Origin of the sequence: Thalassotalea atypica (genome assembly GCF_030295975.1) — a bacterium.
GTDB classification, from domain to species: Bacteria; Pseudomonadota; Gammaproteobacteria; order Enterobacterales; family Alteromonadaceae; genus Thalassotalea_F; species Thalassotalea_F atypica.
Window position 1 is genome coordinate 1,076,075 of sequence record NZ_AP027364.1, and the last position, 21,965, is coordinate 1,098,039.

General features: G+C 38.7%; 18 protein-coding genes. 13 read left to right on the forward strand and 5 right to left on the reverse strand.

What is annotated here, in order from left to right:
* Positions 1-28 precede the first annotated feature (28 nt).
* The 3 genes from QUE03_RS04980 to QUE03_RS04990 all read right to left on the reverse strand — a co-directional run bounded on the left by QUE03_RS04980 (position 29) and on the right by QUE03_RS04990 (position 3,314).
* Positions 29-175 carry a hypothetical protein gene (locus QUE03_RS04980; RefSeq protein WP_286265725.1) on the reverse strand — a complete coding sequence of 49 codons (147 nt, stop codon included), beginning with the start codon at positions 173-175 and terminating at the stop codon, positions 29-31.
* A 488-nt stretch (positions 176-663) separates the two neighbouring features.
* The gene (locus tag QUE03_RS04985) at positions 664-2,325 is read right to left on the reverse strand and encodes a M28 family metallopeptidase (protein ID WP_286265728.1); all 1,662 of its coding nucleotides are present in this window, start codon (positions 2,323-2,325) and stop codon (positions 664-666) included.
* Between the two features lie 134 nt (positions 2,326-2,459).
* Positions 2,460-3,314 (reverse strand): hypothetical protein, encoded by an 855-nt coding sequence (locus QUE03_RS04990; protein ID WP_286265730.1) that lies wholly within the window; start codon positions 3,312-3,314, stop codon positions 2,460-2,462.
* Between the two features lie 609 nt (positions 3,315-3,923).
* Between QUE03_RS04990 and QUE03_RS04995 the strand changes: the two genes are divergently transcribed.
* Complete coding sequence (locus QUE03_RS04995) at positions 3,924-6,215, forward strand: bifunctional diguanylate cyclase/phosphodiesterase (RefSeq protein ID WP_286265732.1); 2,292 nt, start codon at positions 3,924-3,926, stop codon at positions 6,213-6,215.
* Between the two features lie 378 nt (positions 6,216-6,593).
* A complete protein-coding gene (locus QUE03_RS05000) occupies positions 6,594-7,847 on the forward strand; it encodes a sensor domain-containing protein (protein ID WP_286265734.1) in 1,254 nt (417 codons plus the stop codon).
* Positions 7,848-7,973: 126 nt separating this feature from the next.
* Here the strand turns inward: QUE03_RS05000 and QUE03_RS05005 are convergent, their stop codons facing one another.
* A complete protein-coding gene (locus QUE03_RS05005; RefSeq protein ID WP_286265738.1) occupies positions 7,974-10,682 on the reverse strand; it encodes a CHASE domain-containing protein in 2,709 nt (902 codons plus the stop codon).
* 404 nt (positions 10,683-11,086) lie between these two features.
* Here QUE03_RS05005 and QUE03_RS05010 point away from each other — a divergent pair, with 404 nt between their 5' ends.
* The gene (locus QUE03_RS05010) at positions 11,087-11,488 is read left to right on the forward strand and encodes a hypothetical protein (protein WP_286265740.1); all 402 of its coding nucleotides are present in this window, start codon (positions 11,087-11,089) and stop codon (positions 11,486-11,488) included.
* An 87-nt stretch (positions 11,489-11,575) separates the two neighbouring features.
* Here the strand turns inward: QUE03_RS05010 and QUE03_RS05015 are convergent, their stop codons facing one another.
* The gene (locus tag QUE03_RS05015; protein WP_286265742.1) at positions 11,576-11,809 is read right to left on the reverse strand and encodes a hypothetical protein; all 234 of its coding nucleotides are present in this window, start codon (positions 11,807-11,809) and stop codon (positions 11,576-11,578) included.
* 197 nt (positions 11,810-12,006) lie between these two features.
* Here QUE03_RS05015 and QUE03_RS05020 point away from each other — a divergent pair, with 197 nt between their 5' ends.
* The 10 genes from QUE03_RS05020 (at position 12,007) to ribD (ending at position 21,963) form a co-directional block, all read left to right on the forward strand.
* Entirely contained in the window at positions 12,007-13,455 is a 1,449-nt protein-coding gene (locus tag QUE03_RS05020; protein ID WP_286265744.1) for an alpha/beta fold hydrolase, read from the forward strand.
* Between the two features lie 9 nt (positions 13,456-13,464).
* Positions 13,465-14,202 carry an ABC transporter ATP-binding protein gene (locus QUE03_RS05025; protein WP_286265746.1) on the forward strand — a complete coding sequence of 246 codons (738 nt, stop codon included), beginning with the start codon at positions 13,465-13,467 and terminating at the stop codon, positions 14,200-14,202.
* Positions 14,199-15,362: an ABC transporter permease gene (locus QUE03_RS05030; RefSeq protein ID WP_286265748.1), complete on the forward strand. Its 1,164-nt coding sequence runs from the start codon at positions 14,199-14,201 to the stop codon at positions 15,360-15,362. Before QUE03_RS05025 ends, QUE03_RS05030 begins: the two co-directional genes overlap by 4 nt.
* 154 nt (positions 15,363-15,516) lie before the next feature.
* The gene (locus tag QUE03_RS05035; RefSeq protein ID WP_286265750.1) at positions 15,517-16,020 is read left to right on the forward strand and encodes an RNA polymerase sigma factor; all 504 of its coding nucleotides are present in this window, start codon (positions 15,517-15,519) and stop codon (positions 16,018-16,020) included.
* On the forward strand, positions 16,020-16,592 hold the full coding sequence (locus QUE03_RS05040; protein WP_286265752.1) for a hypothetical protein: 573 nt from the start codon (positions 16,020-16,022) through the stop codon (positions 16,590-16,592). The genes QUE03_RS05035 and QUE03_RS05040 overlap by 1 nt, the downstream gene beginning before the upstream one ends.
* Before the next feature lie 270 nt (positions 16,593-16,862).
* Positions 16,863-18,119: a serine hydroxymethyltransferase gene (glyA, locus tag QUE03_RS05045; protein ID WP_286265754.1), complete on the forward strand. Its 1,257-nt coding sequence runs from the start codon at positions 16,863-16,865 to the stop codon at positions 18,117-18,119.
* A gap of 263 nt (positions 18,120-18,382) precedes the next feature.
* Positions 18,383-19,744, forward strand: coding sequence for a spinster family MFS transporter (locus QUE03_RS05050; RefSeq protein WP_286265756.1), 1,362 nt, complete (start codon positions 18,383-18,385; stop codon positions 19,742-19,744).
* A 247-nt stretch (positions 19,745-19,991) separates the two neighbouring features.
* Complete coding sequence (gene nrdR, locus QUE03_RS05055; protein WP_286265758.1) at positions 19,992-20,447, forward strand: transcriptional regulator NrdR; 456 nt, start codon at positions 19,992-19,994, stop codon at positions 20,445-20,447.
* Positions 20,448-20,506: 59 nt separating this feature from the next.
* Positions 20,507-20,827, forward strand: a complete 321-nt coding sequence (locus tag QUE03_RS05060; RefSeq protein WP_286265760.1) for a hypothetical protein — start codon at positions 20,507-20,509, stop codon at positions 20,825-20,827.
* A complete protein-coding gene (gene ribD / locus QUE03_RS05065) occupies positions 20,827-21,963 on the forward strand; it encodes a bifunctional diaminohydroxyphosphoribosylaminopyrimidine deaminase/5-amino-6-(5-phosphoribosylamino)uracil reductase RibD (protein WP_286265762.1) in 1,137 nt (378 codons plus the stop codon). The genes QUE03_RS05060 and ribD overlap by 1 nt, the downstream gene beginning before the upstream one ends.
* The last annotated feature ends 2 nt before the right edge of the window (positions 21,964-21,965 follow it).

Genomic DNA, 21,965 nt, shown 5'->3' on the forward strand with positions numbered 1-21,965 from the left:
CTAAAAGCCTTACCTAAACACGTAAAACCTACCAGTGCCTATCTAGGGGTTCAGAAGTAGCAGTCTCTTCACCTTGATATTGCAGCGCTTTAACGCCTCGCATATCAATATAAGGGGAGCTGTACAATAGTGCTTTTTCCACTAACTTTTTGGCCGATGTAAGTGATCCAAACATTAATGTAGGAGACAGCTTTCTATGATGGTAATAACGACAAGAATAAAACCCTTCAGAATACATTCATTTTTGGTGTACATGTTCTGGCGTTTGGAGGTGCGATCTTTATGATTGACGTCCTTTATCGTGTAAATGGCATTCACAACCTATGGTTTTAACTGATGAGTTGTTACTCTTAGTACTATTTTTATGTTGTAGTTCAGAGATAATAAGGGCTAACAGCGTTCCAAATTGATGACAGAAAAGTAACCAGAACTTGCTTATGAAGGGCGTTTAACTTTTTATTATTTCCTGCTTTATATCGACGTCACAATGAAACTCACTAAAAGGCAATTAATTACTCGAATCTAAATAATCATGAACAGCCTCAGCTTTATAAAACATATTGATTAAAAAAGGGTAATAACATATATGTTATTACCCTTTTTGTTTTCTATTGAACCATTGTTCATTTAGCAAAAACAATGGTTTAGTTTGGCTGCTAAGTACTAGCGTTTAAACTCTGATGTTTTGCTCCATTGTGGCCATACATTTTCGTTTGACAATTCATAGCCAATTTCAAAAAACGCTTGCATGTCTTCCACTGCGCCAGACAAGTCCCATTGCTCGCTATATTCATCACAAAGATTGTGATAACACTTGCCTAATGTCTCTTTCAATTCGGCGCGTAGAGCTTTGGTAGCTTCGTCTACTGGTGTTTTACCTGATTTTGCATAGAGTGCAGGAATACCAATGTTAGCGAAAGCAAAATGATCTGAGCGGTAATATATTCCAGCGGCAGGACGAGGATCTCCGGCAATAGTTCTACCTTGCTTTTTAGCCGCAGCCGTAAGGAAATTGTCCAGTTCTGACTGACCTAAACCATACACAGATACATCGCTACTGCGGCCGTTAACGCCTAACGCATCCATGTTGATATTTGCCACTGTTTTAGCGGCTGGAATAATAGGGTTAGCAGCGTAAAATTTTGACCCTAATAGGCCTTGCTCTTCAGCAGTAACAGCCATGATGGTAATTGAGCGCTCTGGAGTTACGGGTAATTTGGCAAATGCTTCAGCGACTTCGATCAGTGCGCCCGTGCCTGAGGCATTATCAACGGCACCATTATAGACTTGGTCGCCTTCTAAACTGGTATCTTTACCTAAGTGATCCCAATGTGCGCTGTATAGAATATGTTCATCTGCTTTGGTTCTTCCAGGAAGGGTTGCAATAAAGTTATAAGATACAGACTCTTTCACTGTATTGTTGACGGTAACAGATGCAGTCAAGTCGCCCATATCAACATGGTAACTGCCTTTAGCAGCTTGAGTTTTAGCTTGTTCAAAGTTTAAACCTGCTTTATCAAATATCTCACTCGCTACATCAACGTTAACCCAACCTTCAACTGCTACGCGGCCTTTATTTAAGTCGTCACGCACAAAACCAAATTGTGGACCACTCCAAGAATGTTCTACCACTGACCAGTTATAAGATGCAGGCGCCGTTTCATGAACTATGATCGCACCTTCTGCACCTTGGCGGCTTGCTTCTTCATATTTATAAGTCCAGCGGCCGTAATAGGTCATTGCTTCGCCATTAAACACTGCCGGATCTTTTGTCGCAAACCCAGGATCATTGACTAACATGACCACAGTTTTTCCTTTGACATCTAACCCTTCATAGTCATTCCAGTTATATTCAGGGGCATTAACACCATAGCCAACAAACACTAACTCTGAATCTTTAAGTTGTTCAAAATCACTAATACGGCTTGAGCCCATCACCATGTCATGGCCATATTGGTACTCTTTATCGCCAATAGATAGACTCATCTCAGGTGATGCTTCAATAGACACCATAGGGACGGCTTGTAAAAAGCTGTCGCCATTGCCCGGTTTAAATCCAATAGCAGTGAGCTGCTTGGTTAAATAATCAAGTGTCAGCTGTTCACCTTTGCTTGATGGTGCTCTGCCTTCAAATTCATCTGAAGCAAGCACTTTAATGTGCTGAGCTAATTGTTCTTTATTGATGCTGTTATAGCTTGCGGTAAAATCTGCCGTTGTGTTAACTTTTTCTGCTGGTATTGCGGCTTGAGTTTGATGTTTTTCTTCACTATTACAGCCAGTTAATATTGCCGATGTGATGAGAGTTAATACTATTGTTTTTTTCATATGCTCGCTTTAAATTGACGGTGGGGTAGGGATTATAATCAAAGCTGATGCTTTTGGTAATATGATCGTTATTTTGTATAAAATATCGACTCATCTTTAACATTAAAAACTTACACTCAAATTAAGAAAACCGGTCAGTGCTTAACCAATTCACTAAAACTAGGCCTTTCATTTAGCTTATCTTTTATGCCGTGTACAATTCTATGGGTGCCGTGGCATCGCGCACATGCTAGCACCGCCAAAGTGCCTAAGTAACGGCCTTGTTCTTTAGCTGTACCTGAGCCAATTGCTGTTTTTAAACTATTCAATGTTTTGTTCATCATCTTGTCTGGATATTCTCGACGATCTTTTTTATGACAATCCGTACAAACTTGGCCCAATTCAACCATGCTGAGCTTTAACTCGTCAACTGATTGCAATGCCAATTCGGTAAAACCGTCTTGTGAGGCAATCTTAACTTGATTAACCTGCTGGGTTAATAAGTTCATATGGTCGATGAAATTATGTTCCTGAGTTACTTGAATAGGCTTAAAATTTGGAGCTCGGTAGGTTAATGCTGTAATAGCTTGATAATCGTTATGACAACTATCACAACTTTCCTGAACACGTTCAAGCTGATGAAGTACTTCAACATAATTAAGTGCAGCGCTAGCATTACTCAAATCCTTCATGGCAACTAAATCAAGCTTGTTTTGCCATTGCGGTACCATGGTCGATATCTTCGAATAATGCTCATTCAGTTTTCCTACCCAAGAATGCAAATGTTTTTCATCTTGTTGCTCAGCGTAAAATGCAACGGCCTGCATTTCTCGTCGAAGGTTGAACATGTTGTGTAGCCAAACATGACGTTTATTTGCTGGCTTGTACCACTGTGCTAACGACTTTGGGGGCGTTTTGATAATTACAGCGTTATCTTGGTGCTTATAAACTAGCCCAACTACCGCTGCGATAATTGCCAATTGAAGTACAATAAAATATGTCCAGCGCATAAATAAAAGCTCTACATTATAAGGAGTTAATTCTGTCAGTTGTGCTCTTTGTATTGATGAGTTTTACGAACGATAACTGATTAAGATTTGTTATGGAGTATAAACAATTTTCCCTATCACACCTTGATCAGGCATAAAGAATAAATCGGATTAGCGTGATTAATGTATAAACGTGGTCAAGTACACATTAAAAGACAAAGTGTATTTGCAGCTACTTTGTCTCCGTTGCGTTTTCCGGCGCTATTACTGCTGAAGCATGAGTAGATTGAGCAATTTTTAATTTCATGAAGAGCCCTAAAATGAAGGTCATGTATACTTTTAAATGCCTTAAATATGTCCAGCTTTGCGTCTGTCTACTACACTTACTGTTAAACGAAGTAAAATTCAGCCAGATAGATTTTGCATTATATGCTTCGAAAACAAAATTAACATAGTATTCTTGCGCAGAAAATCTTCCTATTGGTGACAGGTTTACTTAGGCCAATGATTCATCTATTTGAGTGAAAAGTTAAGCTTGCAACACTATGAATGATAGTGAATGTTATTCTGATTATGCATATTCAATAAGCTCGTTGGCTGGTTTCAATTACGATTGTTAATTGAGGGGTTATGACAAAATTAGGTAGTGAAAAGAAGCAATTGCTCAAAGAAATCGAGCAACTAAGCTCTGAGCTCACAGAGGCTCTGCAGAAAAAAGAAGATCGTACTGTTCAACTTTTTATCAGTGAAGAGCGATTTGCTTTGGCGATGAGAACCGCTAACGACGGTTTGTGGGACTGGGATTTAAACACAGACGAGGTTTATTATTCACCACGCTGGAAAAGTATGTTGGGTTATAAAGAACATGAGCTTGAAGGCAGTTTTAGTACATGGGCTGCATTAGTTCATGATGATGATAAAGAAGCTGTTTTACAACAAGTTAATCAATATGTATCCAACGAGACCGACAGTTTTGAGGTAGAAATGCGTATGCACCATAAAAACGGTCATGAAATTCATGTTCGTTCCCGTGGTTTTAAGGTGTTGCGAGGATCTAGTGGTGAAGTGGTGCGTTTAATTGGAACGCATGTCGATATAACATCTCAAAAGAAAGCCGAGTTATTTGATCAAAAACATACCAATGTTCTCGAAATGATAGCCAAAGGAAATCCTGCAGCCGAAGTCTATAAAGAAATTGCATTATTATACGAAGAACGCAACCCTGGCATGCGTTGCTCAATGTTAGAGTTATCTGGAAATAAATTGCTTCACGGCGGCGCACCTAGTCTACCTAAAGCGTATTGTGATGCAGTTCATGGTCTAGAGTATGGTCCTGATATTGGTTCATGCGGGACATCTACATTCACGGGAAAACGAGTTTTAGTTGAAAATATTGAAACTGATCCTAAATGGAAAAACTTAAAAGAAGTTGCATTGCCATTTGGTATGCGTAGCTGTTGGTCTGAACCAATTAAGAGCTCCTCAGGAAAGGTGTTAGGAGCTTTCGGTATGTATTATGATTACCCCGCATTACCGAATGATGAAGAATTACGTGATCTTATTTCAGCCGCAAGACTAGCGGGTATTGTTATGGAGCGCGAACAAAACCAAAAACGCATTCGAGATTTAGCATACACAGACAAACTCACCAAACTTTCTAGTCGCTCTCACTTCTATCTTAATATAGAAGAACTCATCAAAATATCTTCCCGAGATAATAATAAATTTGGCTTATTGTATATCGACCTAGATAACTTTAAAGACGTGAATGATACATTAGGCCATGACGTGGGAGATTTGCTACTTAAAAAAGTCGCCCAGCGTTTGAAAAAAGCTTGCCGAGAGGTTGATTATATTGCTCGTCTTGGCGGCGATGAATTTTGTATTGCCGTTAGTGATGTAAAAGGAGATTATGGAGGCGCTTACGTTGCACAACGCTGCTTAGAGCTTATTTCAAAGACGGTAGAGCTATGCGGGAGAGTATTTACACCTGCTTGTAGCATTGGTATTGCCTATTATCCTGACGATGGTTCGGACCTAAAAACTCTGTTAAAAGCTGCGGATACGGCTTTATATACGGCAAAAGATTTTGGTAAAAATAGATATGCATTTTATAAAAAAGAGTTAACGCTAAAAACGGAGTATCGTTTTAAAGTTGAACAGTATTTAAGAGAGGCGATTGAAAAAGAGCAACTGTCTTTGGTTTATCAACCAAAAATTGATATCAGAAGCGGAAAAGTTGTGAGTGTTGAAGCATTATGTCGCTGGAATCACCCAGTTCTAGGGCACGTTGCACCGGTAGATTTTATTCGTATGGCTGAAGAGATCGGCATGATAAAGCCGCTTACGGAATGGGTGCTAAAAAAAGCTTGCCAAGAAATAATGGCTTGGAAAAAAGCCGGTCTTCCATCTGTCAGAATGGCCATTAATATTTCACCAAGCCACTTTCTTGATAGTGATTTGGTGCCATTAATAAGAAGTATAATTGAAGAAACTAGTGTAAGCCCTAGTGAGCTGGAACTAGAAGTCACGGAAGGAGAAGTTCAAACGAACCAAAACAACCTTACTGTATTTAGACATTTAAAGACACTTGGGGTATATCTGGCTATTGACGACTTTGGCATCGGCTATTCTTCTTTTGCATCCCTTAAGCACCTAAATGTTGATTTTCTTAAAATCGACAAACATTTTATAGACGATATGGTTTCCGATGATAAAACTAAACTATTAGTGGGCTCTATGATCGAAATGGGGCACAACCTTGGCCACACTATTACCGCTGAAGGCATAGAAAGTAAGCAACAGCTAAACATACTAAAAGAGTTAGGCTGTGATACAGCCCAAGGCTACCTGTTTAGTAAGCCTGTAGAGTCGGCACAAGTCTTAAAATTCCTGAGTAATGGTAATTCTCATTTACATTGAATATTTAAATTCAACTAGATAGCGTAATTTTGCCCTATTTAATGGTAGGGTTTTTGTAGAACTTTTCAGCTCATCTTATTCGAGGGTAATGTCACCTAAAAGAGAGAATTTTTATCCATAGGTAAACTTTATAATAAGGTTTCTTATTTGTTTATTTAGGAAAGTAGCCGGGACTAAAGTTTAGTGTCGCGGTGTTGTTTAATAGACAAAAAAGTGAATCTTATATCTTATCGTTTACGAGTATTTCTACCAAAAAACGTAACATTTTATGAGATTTTTATGTCAGTTACATAGCAAAGTTAAAAATAGCCTATAATTTATGGAATAAATAAAACTCAATTGCTTAGGATGAGCGTAGTAGATATTGTGTGAATTATAATGAAAGAAAATGACCTACAACTAGAAAAATCCATTTATCGTTTGTTTGAAATCACCCCTGTTCCAATCGCTTTGTCTTTTCCTGACGGTAAACTTGAATACGTTAATCCAGCTCTGAAAAAAATGCTTGGCTACGAAAATGACGAGATATATTCAGAGGATGTTATCATTACTCATTGTGATGATATTCATATCAATCAACTGATAAGAAAAAAGTTAGCTCAAGATCCTAGAACGCCTGTTCAGGAAGAGAAGCGATATAAACATAAATTGGGGCATACAGTTTTTGCTCAACTTAATATTGTTGCGCAAGTCGATAATGACCATGTAGTAAGAAGATATATCTCGCAATTAGTTGACTTAACATCCATAAAAAAATTAGATGCGGCTGAAGTACTGCTCAATCATTTGGTGAATAAGTCCAATGATGCAATTTACGTTGTTGACCCCGAATATGGGCACTTTTTAAATTGTAATCAACTTGCGCATCAACGGTTAGGTTATAGCAAGGAAGAGCTACTTAAATTATCCGTGTCGGACATTAACTTGAGTTTCAATATCAAAGGAAAATGGGAAGAGTTATATCAACGGGTAAAGCTAAAAGAGAACATTGTCACTGAGTCTTCACATACACGCAAAGATGGAACAGAACTGCCTGTTGAAGCAAGCATAAGCCTGACTGAATTTAATGAAAAAGACTATTTCCTTGCCATTGTGAGAGATATTTCCAGAAGAAAACAAAAGGAATTAGAAGCACTCGAATTAGCGAATTTAGACCCTTTAACCAAGTTACCTAATCGCAGAGCGCTTGAGGACAAATTAGAGGTGCTGTTTCAAAAGTCAAAAACAAAAAACACGTTAATAGCCTTTGTTTTTATTGACCTTGATAATTTTAAGATGATTAATGATACACATGGTCATATTATTGGTGATGAAGTTTTAATAGGAACAGCCAATAGATTAAAACACTGCACCAGAGAAGCTGATCTTGTCACTCGAATGGGTGGAGATGAATTTCTTGTTGTGATGAGTGGTGTGGAAGATAAGTCATCACTAAAAATAATGGCAGATAAGCTTCTAAAAGAGTTTAATTCGCCCTTCAAAATTAAGAAAGAGTTAATACCAGTTGAAGCCAGTTTTGGCGTTTCAGTATATGCAAATGATAATGAAGATGCCTACACCTTAATACAATTAGCTGATGAGGCCATGTACGAAGCTAAAAAACATGCGGGCAGTTCAATCTATTTCATATAAAAGTATAGGAAAGCCTATTTAGTTCAATTTATGAATTCAACAGGTTGTGCTAGGTACTTTCTATTTTAAATCAATTACTTAATTTGCTATACTTATCTATTCTAATACTGTTGCGACTTTTAATCACTAGACAATATGTTGTAGATTTTTAACTAAATCATCTATATCAATGGGTTTGGCTAAATGTTTATTAAACCCTACTTTTATCGCTCTCTCCTTACTTCTTGTATCCACGTCAGCTGTTAAAGCAATGATAACAATATGATCAAATTCAGGTTGTTTTCGGATTTTTCTAGTCGCTTCATATCCGTCTAAAACTGGCATTTGACAATCCATTAATATGACATCCACACTTTCTTTTTCAATGTGCTCTAAAACGCGTTGGCCATTTTCAACAATCACAGCATCTATATTTAATTTCTTTAATATATTGTTTATAAGTTTTTGATTAATTTTATTATCTTCTGCTACTAGTACCCTCAAATGCGAAATATCTCTATTATCTGCACTACCACTATTATTGGCGACTTTGTCAGCTTCACCAAAAGGCAGTCGACAAGTTAAGGTAAAAATAGAGCCTTTATCTATTGTGCTAGAAACTGTTATATCTCCATTCATTAAGTGACTTAATTTTTTTGATATCGTTAAGCCTAAGCCTGTGCCACCAAAATCTCTTGATGTTGAAGAGTCCGCTTGCGTGAAGGGTTCAAACAGGCCGTCAATTTTACTTTCTAATATGCCAATGCCAGTGTCTTTTACTTGAACTTGGATATGCGCATCAAGTTCTGATGATTCAACCAATGAAGCTGATAATGATACTCCGCCTTGGTGAGTAAATTTGATTGCATTACCACATAAGTTTATTAAGATTTGTTCAAAACGGGTTTGATCACCTAAAACATACATTTGAGTAGGCAATGTGTCATGTAGTGACCAGGTAAGTTCTTTTTCAATAGTTTGAGATTCAAATAAACGATGTACTTTGGATAATGACAAATGAAGATCAAAAGTATCGTGGCTTAATAAAAGCTTATTTGATTCAATTTTGGAAATGTCGAGAATGTCATTAACAATATTGACTAACAAGTCGGAAGAAATAGCGATATTGTCAATAAAATGCTTAATTTCATCTATATTATTAGAGCCTTGCGCTAGCTGAGAAAATCCCACTACAGAATTCATTGGTGTACGAATTTCATGGCTCATATTTGCCAAAAATTGGCTTTTCGCCTGGTTAGCATAATTGGCTTCTTGCATAGCTAACTCTAATGACTCTGTACGCTCTTTCACTTGTATATCTAAAGCTAGCTGGCGGTTATGCATTAGTAACAGTGAAATTATGATAACTACTTCAATCACTACCAGTAATAGATACAAAAATAAAAACTCTTCGTTTTGTTTCCGAGCAACATATTTTTTGTTTACCAATAAATTTATATTCCATAGTTGGCCGGCAACAGTAAACGTATCAGTGAAGCTGTTATAGGGAGGGTTAAGCGATATCGCTTTACTATCTCTTTCAATGGTATTGGAATAAAACCAATCTGAACTACCTTGTTCAAAAAACTCAAAATAAAATAGTTTTTGTTGTTGTTCTGTGAATGATTTCAATAGAATTCTTTCAACTAAGAATACACCGGTTGCAAATCCTTTTAATTTCTTAGTCATTTCAACCGTATTGCTATTCAAATGTTCAAATACTGGAAAAAATAGTAAAAAGCCAGGTTCATTTTTTTCTGATTGTACTAGCTGAATAACGGGTGTTGCTTGTGGTTGGTAGCTTTGTATGGCTTTCATTAATGTCATTTTTCGTGATGGGTTGGAAAATACATTAAAGCCAATTGCCTTTTTATTTCCTTGTTCAGGGCTAATATATTTAACATAAATGATTGGGTCGGTTTCGAGTATGGGCTCACCTTTTATAGGTGTTCTTTTGCCGTAAAGTTCTGTCAGCTCAGCTTCATAAAACGGTCGATCTTTTTGAAGTATAATTGGATTCCACGACATCGCTTTAATCGACGGAGATTCTTTGTAAGCGGTGACTACAAATTGTTGAAAATCTGCTTTATTCATTTTAGGTGTATTTTGAATATAATTTGCTAGTTCTTTTAATTCTTCGACACTTTCGGCTATATGGCTATGAATACTATTTTCAATAACTTGTATTTCTTTTTTGACTAATTCTCTTGAGTTGTCAGTCGACTTTTCAATAAAAAGCAGTGTTATTAGTGTAGTGATAACAAATAGCGTGGCCACTGCACTTATTACCGTTATTCTAGCTTTTTTCTGTTCAGTATCAACTTGCTTAAAGTTATATATACTTAAAAATAATGGAGTAATAAGGAGTACACCTAAGGAGTCCCCAAGCCACCAATAAATGACATTAAGGTAATAGTCTTCAATTGGATATGACGGATTGAAAATACTTAAGGAATACACGCCTATCGTAGATGAAACTACGTTAATTAGAATGCCAACAATTAAAACAAAATAAATAGCCTTCTTATTTTCCCACTGCTCGAAAGGGTTACCTAGCCAATAACGTAACAACGAAGCACCTATAACTGCTTGTAATGTCCCCCCAAAGGCAATAATGGCATTTTGAATTCCAACAGTTGAATAGAGTAATGAATATTCAAAGTTCGAAATGACGGTAAAGTTAAAGAAAAACGAAGCGACAAACACCGCAGGGAAGAAACGCCACCACCAAAAGTAGCAACCCATAAGTGCAATGCCAGCAGGTAGCCAAATTGGCACAACTTGACTTTGAACCGATATTTCTGAAAGTAGAAGAGCAATGAATATATAGCCAATAAAAAACGCTATGTACGACATCCATGAGTATTTAATTGATAAACTAATGATTTTTCAGCCAAGCACTTGAAACTAATAACAAATATAGTTGAGCTAATCTAACTCTTCAACTATTCAATGTTTGATATGACGTTCAAATACAATTGCTTAGTCATGTGGAAACAGGCGAAATTCATCATTAATAAGCTGATTGTGTGACTCGTAACAAAAGAATTTAAAACTGGGAGTAGATGCTAAATATAGAGAGAAGTACCTTTTAAATAAGTGATACAGCGCTAAGTTATCTTTTAAACTAACTAATCTGAGCTTGTCTAAATAATGAACTTGTTGTATAAAAATAACACTAATAAAAACAATAAATAATGACTATCAAGTTCATTAATAATTATAAAAAATAACACAATGTTTTAAGTTATGGGGTTGGAATGAGTCGTAATAATAATAAATTTTGGACACTTATTTTCGGGGCCATACTGGCCAATTCATATGTATGGTTGGTGAATGTGGGAGCATCAACACCCGTGCCTGAATTATTCCATTCATACACTGCTTTTGTAGTAGATTTTTATTCACCTTTAGTTACAGCGCTGCTTTCAATACTATTGGTAATAATGATCAGCTTGATCATGCTTAAAGGGTTTAAAATTTGTGTCAGCGAACACATTTTGTGGCTGTTTTGGCCTAGCATAGGTTTTTTAGTATTTACCTCAGTAACTGCAAGTGCGTTACTTTTTTCCATTCTACATGCAGCAATTCCTGCACTTATGGCACTTTCCATGATTTACTTTATAAGAAAAAGACAGCAATTCTTTTTAGCTCGCACTTAAAAATAAACCTATACGCATTATCATACAGACGTTTGCAACTAGATTGAATTTTCAGTCGTCTGGAATGCTCGGCATTCTATAGCGTTATTATGGCAAGAGAAAGTAAAGAAAACTGCCAATAGATACTCCATAAAAAATCACTACAAGTATCAACAATGTTGATTGTAAAACAGACTGTTTAATCGCAAATTGACTTTGTTTTAACAATACATTTGATAGTCTAACGTTAGATTTTTCTTCTATCACATGAGCGTGCTGAGGTGATTGTTGGATGTCTTGAGGGTGCTTGCTCTTGCTTGGTCTCAAATCTACTTTCATCATTGCTTCCTTCAATTGATGTTTATGTTATCGAGTATCTATTAAAGTTTTAGCCAACATCCTCAAAAGATCAATAAATTATGCTAAAAAACAATTACATAAATTGTAAGAGAAAAGTTTTATATTATTTTTGTAATAAAAGACCACATAACCAGACTATTGTACTGAATAAATTATAAAACATGGAGTTAACAAGAATAATGCGGACATTGATGACCACCATATGCTTACTATTGATAAGCTGGCAAGGACTCGCTAAAGAATCAAAATTGGAGCTTGAAGAATGTCATGTAAAAGGCATTAAAGAGCAAGTTCAATGTGGCACATTAACCGTGCCGGAAGATTACCAAAAACCTGAAGGTACAAGCCTAGATGTCAATGTCGTGGTACTGCCAGCAATTGACCGAAGCTCGGAATTAGAGCCGTTAATGTTTCTAGCAGGGGGGCCAGGGCAAGCTGCCACTGAGCTATCAGCTCATATTCGCCGTACGTTTTATGAAATCAGAAAAACCCGAGATATTATCTTGGTTGATCAACGTGGTACCGGAAAGTCGAACGCTATTATTTGTGACGAGGCTGAATTTTATGACCAAAATGTCTATACCTCATCAAGCTCAGATTTTTCAGCAGACGATATCAGAGAGTGCATTGGGCAATTAAAGCAGAACTTAAGCCAGTACAACTCTGAAAATGCAATCAGAGACTTTGACGCCGTAAGAGCAGCCTTAGGTCATCAAAAAATTAATATATATGGTGGTTCGTACGGCACAAGGGCTGCATTGGTTTACATGCGATTGCTGCCTGATAGCTTGCGCAGTGTCGTGCTTGATAGTGTTGGTCCCATTGAAGTACCTATTGGGCCATTTGGTCAATCATCTGCTCGCTCTTTTTCACTGTTGGTCGAAAATTGCAATCTAGAAGCTGCCTGCGCAAAAGCCTTTCCTGATTTGGAGTCGGAGTTCCAAACAGTGTATGAGCGTTTAATGAAATCACCGGAAATTATTCGAATTTCACACCCAAGATTAGGCACACCTCTTGATTTTAAAGTCGACGGTGAAAAGTTTATCAGCGTCATATTTACTAAGTTATACAGTATGGAGTTACGCACTGTAGTGCCATTAACCATTCACCAAGCGTTCCTAGGTAACTTTCAGCCACTTGCTGGACTTTTATCAACTGATGATACCAACACCGATGAAGGGGGCATGTATTTCGGTTTGACACTCAACATTGTGTGTAATGAAGACTTCCCATTGTTAAATGAAAACGATTGGAATGCTGATGCAGATAATACTTTTGGCAGAAACGTCAGTCATCGTGTGTGGCGCTTGGCGTGCCCGTTATGGCCTAAGTACCGTCCGAGCAGCGAGTTTTATCAGCCTGTAACCGCAGATATTCCGACATTGGTGTTATCTGGAAACCTTGATCCAGTGACGCCGCCTAGTAACGGTGAGAAATCAGATGCGACCTTAGTGAATAGTCATCACATTGTTGTCAAAAATGCCGCTCATATTGTCGCCAGCAGTGATTGTGGTGTCGATGTGGTTAATCAATTTCTTACCGAATTGAAACCAGATCAGCTTGATGAAAAATGTTTAACGGAAATTCCAGACGAGTCATTTATGACCAGTTTAAATGGCAATATTTAGGGACGAAAAATGATTGAAGTAAACAACTTACATAAAACGTTTGGTAAAGACGTAAAAGCACTAGATGGTCTGTCATTTATTGCCAAAGATGGAGAGATAACCGGAATTCTTGGCCCTAATGGTGCAGGTAAAACTACCTGCCTTAGAAGCCTGTACGGATTATTAAAAGCAGATCAAGGCAGTGCTACGATAGATGGTGTTAGTGCGTTGGAGCATCCCATTCAAGCCAGAGCCAAGCTTGGTATATTTCCAGACAAATTTGGTTTGTATGAGCGTCTGACTGCCTACGAACAAATTGACTATTTCGCCAGTATTCATGGCATGCAGGGCAAGGCAAAACATGATGCAATTAATACAATTTTAAAAGACTTGGACATGGAAGAGTTAGCTCATCGAAAAACTCAAGGCTTTTCACAAGGACAACGTATGAAAGTCACCTTGGCACAAGCTCTAGTGCATCAACCTAAAAATTTCGTATTAGATGAGCCGACACGAGGTTTAGATGTGATGAGCACTCGGGTACTGCGTAACCATTTAACCCGTTTTAAAGAAAAAGGTCACTGTATCTTATTTTCTTCTCATGTGATGCAGGAAGTTGCTGCATTATGTGATCGCGTTGTTATTGTTGCTAATGGCCGTCTAGCGGCTCAAGGCACGCCGCAAGAGCTATGCGAGCTCGCGGGGGAAACTCAACTTGAAGAAGCCTTTGTTAAACTCATTGGCTCTGATGAAGGAGTTGCCGCATGATCCAGTTAAAAGCATTAATTATCAAAGAATTTAAAGAAGCAATACGTGACAAACGTGCACTTATGGTGGCATTTTCAATGGCACTTCTCGCACCTGTTATGATCATGTTTATGTCTAAAACCATGATTGAAGAGATGGTCGATACCCCGCCGGTGTATGTCAATATAGTCGGCGCCGAGCATGCCCCGAAATTAATGAAAGCTTTTATCGATGAGAATATACTCAGCACAGATGAAGCCGAAGGTGATCAGCAGCGCATTTGGAAAGAGCGTAATATTAATATCACCATTCCAGCGTCTTATGCAGAGGATATGCTGGAAGGTTACCCTGTCGATATTGTTTTACGGGCGGATTACAGTGACAAACCCTCACTAGCACCCATCAGACGCATCAAGGATGTGGTGCGAAGTCATGCAAGAAAAATAGGATACAAACGCTTAATCATGCGTGGGATTGACGTTCGCTTATTACAACCAGTGAATTTGGTCGAGCAAGATATCGCGAGGCCGAGCAGCAACGCCATGATGATAAGCTTAATGCTTGGGCTTTATTTATTAATGGGAGCGTTTATGTCAGGGCTTTCCATTGCCATAGACTCAAGCGCAGGCGAGCGTGAGCGCAACGTACTTGAAATGCTTTTGTGCCAACCCGTGAGTACGATCAAAATTGTCTTGGCAAAATTACTGTGCTCAAGCTCCATTTCTATATTGTCGGTCATTCTAATGCTGAGCTTAACCACATTGTCTGTCGGCTTTGTCGACTTAAGCAAAATCGGCGCTACCTTCAATATCGACGCTTTTACTTTTAGTGCACTATTAATGCTCTTGATCCCCATTTGTTTCTTAGCCGCAGCATTGCAACTGTTCTTTGCCTTTCAGGCCAAAAGCTTTAAAGAGGCACAATCGACAGTCACGATGCTGATCATGGCGCCATCAATGGTACCTGTTGCAATGATGTTTATTGACAATAGGCCGCAGTGGTTAGACTGGTTACCCATTGCGGGTCAGTCGATCATTATGGAAGATCTATTTAAGGGGTTACCAGTGAATTGGGGAGCCTTGTTCGTGACGGGAACAGTTACTATCGCCATAACTGCGGCATTAGTGATGGTGTTGGCGAAGAAATTAAAATCAGAGAAAGTGGTGATGGCGTTAAGCTAAATTTGCCATTTGATTGTTAATACTATGTTACTTGTTGGTTGGAAAATAGTCTTATGTTAGAGTCGCCGCAAAGTTAACAAAAAGCGAAAATCCGGCCTGCAGCCGTGAGAGCTTATTTTGTTCTCAGGACAATAATAACAATAAGGACACCTACTTGAGCCATCAGGTAACATTTAAGCAGTGGATGACGGAGCATGAAAAAATGCTTCGTCATATGATCATGGGTTTTGAAGCTAAACCGGCGATTCAAGAAGAATTGCTGCAAGAAATTGCACTGAATATTTGGCAAGCACTGCCCAAATTCAAAGGAGCATCAAGTGTTAAAACCTTTGTCGCTCGTATTGCTCATAATATCTTAGCTACACATGTAGCTAAGGCAGTGCGTACAGTGAAAGCGGATAATGATATAGATGAACATTTGGATGTTGCTATTGATGCTGAAACGCCTTATCAACAGCTTGATAAGGCGCAAAGACAACTTCGCTTAAGTCGTGCAATTAGACAGTTAAAATTAGAACAACAACAAGTGATCACCTTGGCACTTGAAGGAATGAGTTATCAAGAAATGGCAGATACATTATCAATTTCGGTAAACTTAGTCGGTGTCAGGTTACAACGTTCAAAATCAGCGTTAATGAAATTACTGGAGGCTAACTGATGGATAAATCTCCCTTAGATGAAAGTTGGGAGTCAATCGCGCAAGATTGGCAAAGCCAACCTTATGAACATATTGATGTAGACCTCCTGATCAAACAGTTTAAAAAACGTACCATGATCGCGAAAGGATTTATCGTACTAAACCTGATAGCTACTATCGGCTTATATATATCATTCTTTTTTGGGTTGTATGATGGGCAATGGCCTACACCTGTGATGGCGTACTTAGGCTTTGGTGCAATTTTATCTACCGTGTATGTTTACTACGAAATTAAGATAAGACAGCAAACTTGGCGAATGAGTGATGCCAGCCCAGAACAGGCAATTGAGCGCTACATCAGTGGCATTGAAGGCGCGATAAAATATTGTGTGTTGATGAAAGTTTCATTTTGGGCATTATTACCTGCAATGAATTGGTTCACCTATGAAATGAAAAAAGGAACCGATAAATCAGTTTTGCCAGCGTTTATTATTGGAAATTCAATTCTTATTTTGTCTTATGCCATAACCCATCATTATCACAAAAAACGTGTATTGGAAAAAGAACGTCTAGAAAATAACGAAATCGACTAAGATACGGGGCTGTACGGATGTTCCGAATTATATTCGGGTAAAACTTTTTAAATCTGATTTAAATTTCTTGATTGTCGGTTTTAACTTTCATATATTAGGCGGCAGCTTTTAATGTTGGAATTTAGGGAACATTTTAGCTGCTATTTCACCGATAAATGATGAGTTAAAAGATATACAAACTCTTAAGATTCGGGCAAAATATGCCGCCTCAAATTTCAATTTTTAACTCACTTTATAACGCTTTAATGCTATACCCTAAGAGGATAAGACATGCTTACTCGTGATATGAATATTGCTGATTTCGATGCTGATTTATGGCAAGCAATGACTGACGAAGTCGTTCGCCAAGAAGAACACATTGAATTGATCGCATCAGAAAACTACACCAGTCCACGTGTACTTGAGGCGCAAGGCTCTCAATTAACGAACAAGTATGCTGAAGGCTATCCTGGCAAGCGTTACTACGGTGGTTGTGAATTTGTTGATAAAGCTGAACAGTTAGCAATCGATCGTGCGAAAGAGCTTTTCGGTGCAACTTATGCCAATGTTCAGCCGCATGCTGGTTCACAAGCCAATGCTGCGGTATTTCAAGCGCTAGTTACTCCAGGCGGAAAAGTGTTAGGTATGAGCCTAGCTCACGGTGGTCACTTAACTCACGGCTCACACGTTAACTTTTCTGGTAAGTCATATGAAGCCATTCAATACGGTTTAGACCCAGAAACGGGTGATATCGACTACGCAGAAATGGAACGTTTAGCACTAGAACATAAACCAGAAATGATCATTGGTGGTTTTTCTGCTTTTTCTGGTGTTGTTGACTGGGCGCGTATGCGTGAAATTGCAGACAAAGTAGATGCATATTTCATGGTTGATATGGCGCACGTTGCTGGTTTAATTGCTGCTGGCTTATATCCAAACCCATTGCCTCATGCACATGTTGTAACTACAACAACGCATAAAACATTAGCCGGTCCACGTGGTGGTTTAATTGTTTCTGCTTGTGATGACGAAGCTGTTTATAAGAAATTAAACTCAGCCGTTTTCCCTGGTGGTCAAGGTGGTCCGTTAATGCACGTGATTGCAGCAAAAGCGGTTGCATTTAAAGAAGCATTAGAACCAGAATTTAAGACATACCAACAAAAAGTACTAGATAACGCTAAAGCGATGGTCGCAGTACTTCAAGAACGTGGTTATAAAGTGGTGTCAAACGGTACTGAAAACCACTTATTATTACTTGATTTGATTGATAAAGACATCACAGGTAAAGATGCTGATGCTGCCCTTGGTAAGGCACACATCACGGTAAACAAAAACTCGGTTCCTAACGATCCTCGCTCGCCATTTGTTACTTCTGGTTTACGTTTAGGTACACCAGCGATTACTCGTCGTGGTTTCGGTGTTGAAGAAACTAAAACACTAACGGGTTGGATTTGCGATATTTTAGATGATATTGAAAACGAAGACGTTAGCAAAAGAGTTCAAGAACAAGTTAAAGAAATTTGTGCTAACTTCCCAGTTTATGCATAAGAAATAAATATCAGATGAAAAAAAATTACTGACTTCATCTGTTAAAATGATTTAAAAGGCCGCATAGCGGCCTTTTTTGATTTTGCGACAAAATTTATTTTGATTGGTAAACGCAACAGGGCAAAGTCGATGGGGTGAACGAGGCTGAAACAATTAGCAGAAGACTATTTACCAAAATACCTGGATCTTGACATTGTCTAGTCATTAAGGTGTTATCTTGTTTGTATAAAAACAAAAAAAAGAATGTCCACAAGGCTCAGTATATGTCTGACAATGAGAATGACGTGATGGCAATTGACGATTGTACGGTAGATAACCGTTCTAGTGCTCCCACTCAAAGCGCAAATATAGAGGAAAGAGTACAAACCGAAAGTCGACAAAAGTACTATGCCTTAGTACTGCTAACGATTGTTTATAGCTTTAATTTTATTGATCGACAGTTATTGGCGATTCTACAGGAAACGATAAAATTAGATCTTCAATTATCCGATAGCCAGCTGGGTTTGCTTACAGGATTCTCATTTGCTGTCTTTTATGTCACGGCGGGAATACCTATTGCTCGATGGGCAGATCGCGGTAACCGTCGTAATATCATTTCAATGTCGCTATTTTTATGGAGCCTGATGACGGCGGTCAGCGGTTTTGTTCAAAATTATCTTCAATTGTTATTAGCTCGCATTGGTGTTGGGGTAGGCGAGGCGGGGGGGAGTCCACCGTCACATTCGATTATTTCCGATATCTTCCCGCCAGAAAAAAGAGCAGGCGCGTTAGGCTTCTATTCAACCGGCGTCAACGTCGGTATTTTATTCGGATTTTTACTCGGTGGCTGGCTGAATGAATATTTTGGTTGGCGGGTTGCGTTCATCGTTGTTGGTACTCCGGGTATTTTATTAGCGATTATCGTTAGAATGACGCTTGCTGAGCCAATTCGAGGAATGGCTGAAAATCGTCAAGCAAGTATTGAAAAATCGTCGTTTCGCTCGGTGCTCAAATTATTATGGAGCCGAGTATCTTTCCGCCATTTCGCTTTGGCATCGGCGCTTAATGCCTTTGTTAGCTACAGTTTATCAAGCTGGACCGCTTCATTTATGATCCGCATACATGGTATGTCGACAGGTGAACTTGGTACTTGGCTAGCACTAATAATAGGAGTCGGTGGGGCTATTGGTGTGTTCGGTGGTGGTTTACTGGCTGACAAACTAGCGACTAAAGATAAACGCTGGTACGTTTGGTTACCGGGACTTGTCGGTTTTATCGCACTACCGTTTTTAATACTATTTTGTTTAGCTGATGGTATGTATGCAGCGCTAATGTCGATGATTGTTCCAGCGATACTGGCCAATGTTTATTTAGGTTGTGTTATAGCAACGACCCATGGCTTAGTCGGCTTAAGAATGCGGGCTATGTCATCGGCAATTTTATTTCTGATCATTAATATTGTTGGCTTGGGGCTAGGTCCATGGTCGGTAGGTATTTTAAGTGATTATTTAATACCAACATATCAGGCTGAGTCATTACGTTATGCAATATTGTTTATATTACCGTTGGTGAGTTTTTGGTCTGTATGCCATTTTTATCTCGCGGCAAACCATTTAAAAACTGATTTAGACAATGCGCCTGATTAATATTTGGGAGTTAAGAGGGTAAAAGTGCTATTGCAGTCTTTACCTTCATATCCGCATCTTATTCAGCTGTATTTAATCTTATAGATTACCGTTCTCGGACACTCTTCGTTCATGTTTGGTTAAAATATAGATTTATATTTGCCATAAAGTGACAGCTAAAAAAAATGGGATAACTTTCGCTTAACAATCTGTTTTCGATTAAAATAGTGCGATAAATAATTCAAGACACATTGCTTAAGGAGCGTTCATGTTTTGTCCATTTTGTTCGGCGAACGACACAAAAGTAATAGATTCTCGATTAGTGTCTGATGGCCATCAGATCAGAAGAAGGCGGGAATGTACCGACTGTCACGAACGATTCACAACGTTTGAGTCTGCAGAGCTAGTCATGCCACGCATTATCAAGAGAGACGGTTCACGAGAGCCATTTAACGAAGATAAAATGCGAAGTGGTTTACAGCGCGCATTAGAAAAGCGTCCGGTCAGTGTTGAAAATATCGAATTGGCTGTCAACAAAGTGAAATCACAATTGCGTGCTACCGGCGAGCGAGAGCTTTCTAGTGAGATGTTGGGCAACATTATTATGGAGCAGCTCAAAGAGCTCGATAAAGTAGCCTACGTGCGATTTGCTTCGGTTTATCGTTCTTTTGAAGACATCCGTGAGTTTGGTGAAGAAATAGCTCGCCTTGGTGACGACAAATAACGGCCATGAGTGAAAGTAGCTACTTTTTAATTATTTGGCTGTTATTTTTGTCAATACATATGATTGTCACAAGAAGTCGCTATTTCAACGATCCAAATAAAATATTAGAAGACAATGATGACAAAGTGACGCTAAGGACATCGGCAATTAGTATGCTGATGAAAAGCCGCGTTATATCACTTGAAAAAGTAAAAATAGCAAAAATTCAGCGGGCTAAGAACACCATTAGTATATTCACTCACGATAATAACGTCTTTGATATTTGGGTAGTCGGCAAGTTTACCGAACTAACGTGGCAGCGCGCTCAACTGCTATTTCCTGAAGCAAAAGTGGTGGTAATTGAACACGCACATGGCAGCATTTCAAATAAGAGAAGCTAATGACTAAATTTACCACTGCTGATCATCAATATATGCGGCTTGCCATTAGCCTTGCCAAACAAGGTTTTTACACCACATCGCCTAACCCAAGAGTGGGTTGCGTGTTAGTGAAAGAAAATCAAGTTATTGGTCAAGGATATCATCAAAAAGCGGGTAGTGCTCATGCTGAGGTCAATGCCATTGCTGACGCCAAAGCTAATGGTTTAGCTATTGAAGGTTGTACTGCTTACGTTACGTTAGAGCCTTGTAGCCACTTTGGCCGCACGCCACCTTGTGCTAAAGGGCTCATCGAGGAAAAAGTTGCTCGCGTCATTTGTGCTATGGTTGATCCTAATCCACAAGTTTCAGGTAGCGGACTGACGATGCTTGAAAATGCAGGCATTGAAACGGCCTACGGTTTGCTTGAAGCAGATGCAAGAGATTTAAACGCTGGATTTATTTCCTTAATGACTCAACAATTACCTTATGTACGTTGTAAACTGGCCACGAGTTTAGATGGTAAAACCGCCATGGCCAGTGGTGAAAGCAAGTGGATAACCTCACCAGAGGCACGAAGTGATGTGCAACGACTTCGTGCACAAAGCTGTGCAATTATTACCGGCGCGGACTCGGTTATTGTTGATAATGCCAAAATGAGCGTTAGACATGAAGAGCTTGGCTGGTTAAAGGCTAAATATCAAAAAGAGCACCTTAGGCAACCTGTGCGCGTGGTTATTGACAGTCAAAACCGTCTTTCGCCAAAGCTGGCATTATTCAACATTAAATCTCCAATAATTATTATTGGTACAGACATTGAAAACAATCATAGCTGGCCCCATTTTGTAGAACATCTTTTGGTGTCAAAGTCCGATAATGACAAAGCCGATTTAAAGCAAGTACTTTTGGCATTGGCGAAACGCGGGTTTAATGATGTACTGATTGAAGCCGGTGCCAATTTATCAGGTGCTTTTATTGAACAAGAGTTGGTAGATGAATTGATACATTATCAAGCGCCCAAATTGATGGGAGCTGAAGGTAAGTCGATGTTAGCTATGCCTCAAATTTCGATTTTAGCAGACGCTAAAACGTTGAAATTTAGAGACGTGCGTATGGTTGGCCCAGATCTAAAAATCACAGCATTGCTGTCAAAGAGTTAGAA

Excerpts from the sequence above, each read along its gene's own strand:
- QUE03_RS04980 (WP_286265725.1), bottom strand. The coding sequence starts at position 175 with ATGTTTGGATCACTTACATCGGCCAAAAAGTTAGTGGAAAAAGCACTA.
- QUE03_RS04985 (WP_286265728.1), bottom strand. The coding sequence starts at position 2,325 with ATGAAAAAAACAATAGTATTAACTCTCATCACATCGGCAATATTAACT.
- QUE03_RS04990 (WP_286265730.1), bottom strand. The coding sequence starts at position 3,314 with ATGCGCTGGACATATTTTATTGTACTTCAATTGGCAATTATCGCAGCG.
- QUE03_RS04995 (WP_286265732.1), top strand. The coding sequence starts at position 3,924 with ATGACAAAATTAGGTAGTGAAAAGAAGCAATTGCTCAAAGAAATCGAG.
- QUE03_RS05000 (WP_286265734.1), top strand. The coding sequence starts at position 6,594 with ATGAAAGAAAATGACCTACAACTAGAAAAATCCATTTATCGTTTGTTT.
- QUE03_RS05005 (WP_286265738.1), bottom strand. The coding sequence starts at position 10,682 with ATGTCGTACATAGCGTTTTTTATTGGCTATATATTCATTGCTCTTCTA.
- QUE03_RS05010 (WP_286265740.1), top strand. The coding sequence starts at position 11,087 with ATGAGTCGTAATAATAATAAATTTTGGACACTTATTTTCGGGGCCATA.
- QUE03_RS05015 (WP_286265742.1), bottom strand. The coding sequence starts at position 11,809 with ATGATGAAAGTAGATTTGAGACCAAGCAAGAGCAAGCACCCTCAAGAC.
- QUE03_RS05020 (WP_286265744.1), top strand. The coding sequence starts at position 12,007 with ATGCGGACATTGATGACCACCATATGCTTACTATTGATAAGCTGGCAA.
- QUE03_RS05025 (WP_286265746.1), top strand. The coding sequence starts at position 13,465 with ATGATTGAAGTAAACAACTTACATAAAACGTTTGGTAAAGACGTAAAA.
- QUE03_RS05030 (WP_286265748.1), top strand. The coding sequence starts at position 14,199 with ATGATCCAGTTAAAAGCATTAATTATCAAAGAATTTAAAGAAGCAATA.
- QUE03_RS05040 (WP_286265752.1), top strand. The coding sequence starts at position 16,020 with ATGGATAAATCTCCCTTAGATGAAAGTTGGGAGTCAATCGCGCAAGAT.
- glyA (WP_286265754.1), top strand. The coding sequence starts at position 16,863 with ATGCTTACTCGTGATATGAATATTGCTGATTTCGATGCTGATTTATGG.
- QUE03_RS05050 (WP_286265756.1), top strand. The coding sequence starts at position 18,383 with ATGTCTGACAATGAGAATGACGTGATGGCAATTGACGATTGTACGGTA.
- nrdR (WP_286265758.1), top strand. The coding sequence starts at position 19,992 with ATGTTTTGTCCATTTTGTTCGGCGAACGACACAAAAGTAATAGATTCT.
- QUE03_RS05060 (WP_286265760.1), top strand. The coding sequence starts at position 20,507 with ATGATTGTCACAAGAAGTCGCTATTTCAACGATCCAAATAAAATATTA.
- ribD (WP_286265762.1), top strand. The coding sequence starts at position 20,827 with ATGACTAAATTTACCACTGCTGATCATCAATATATGCGGCTTGCCATT.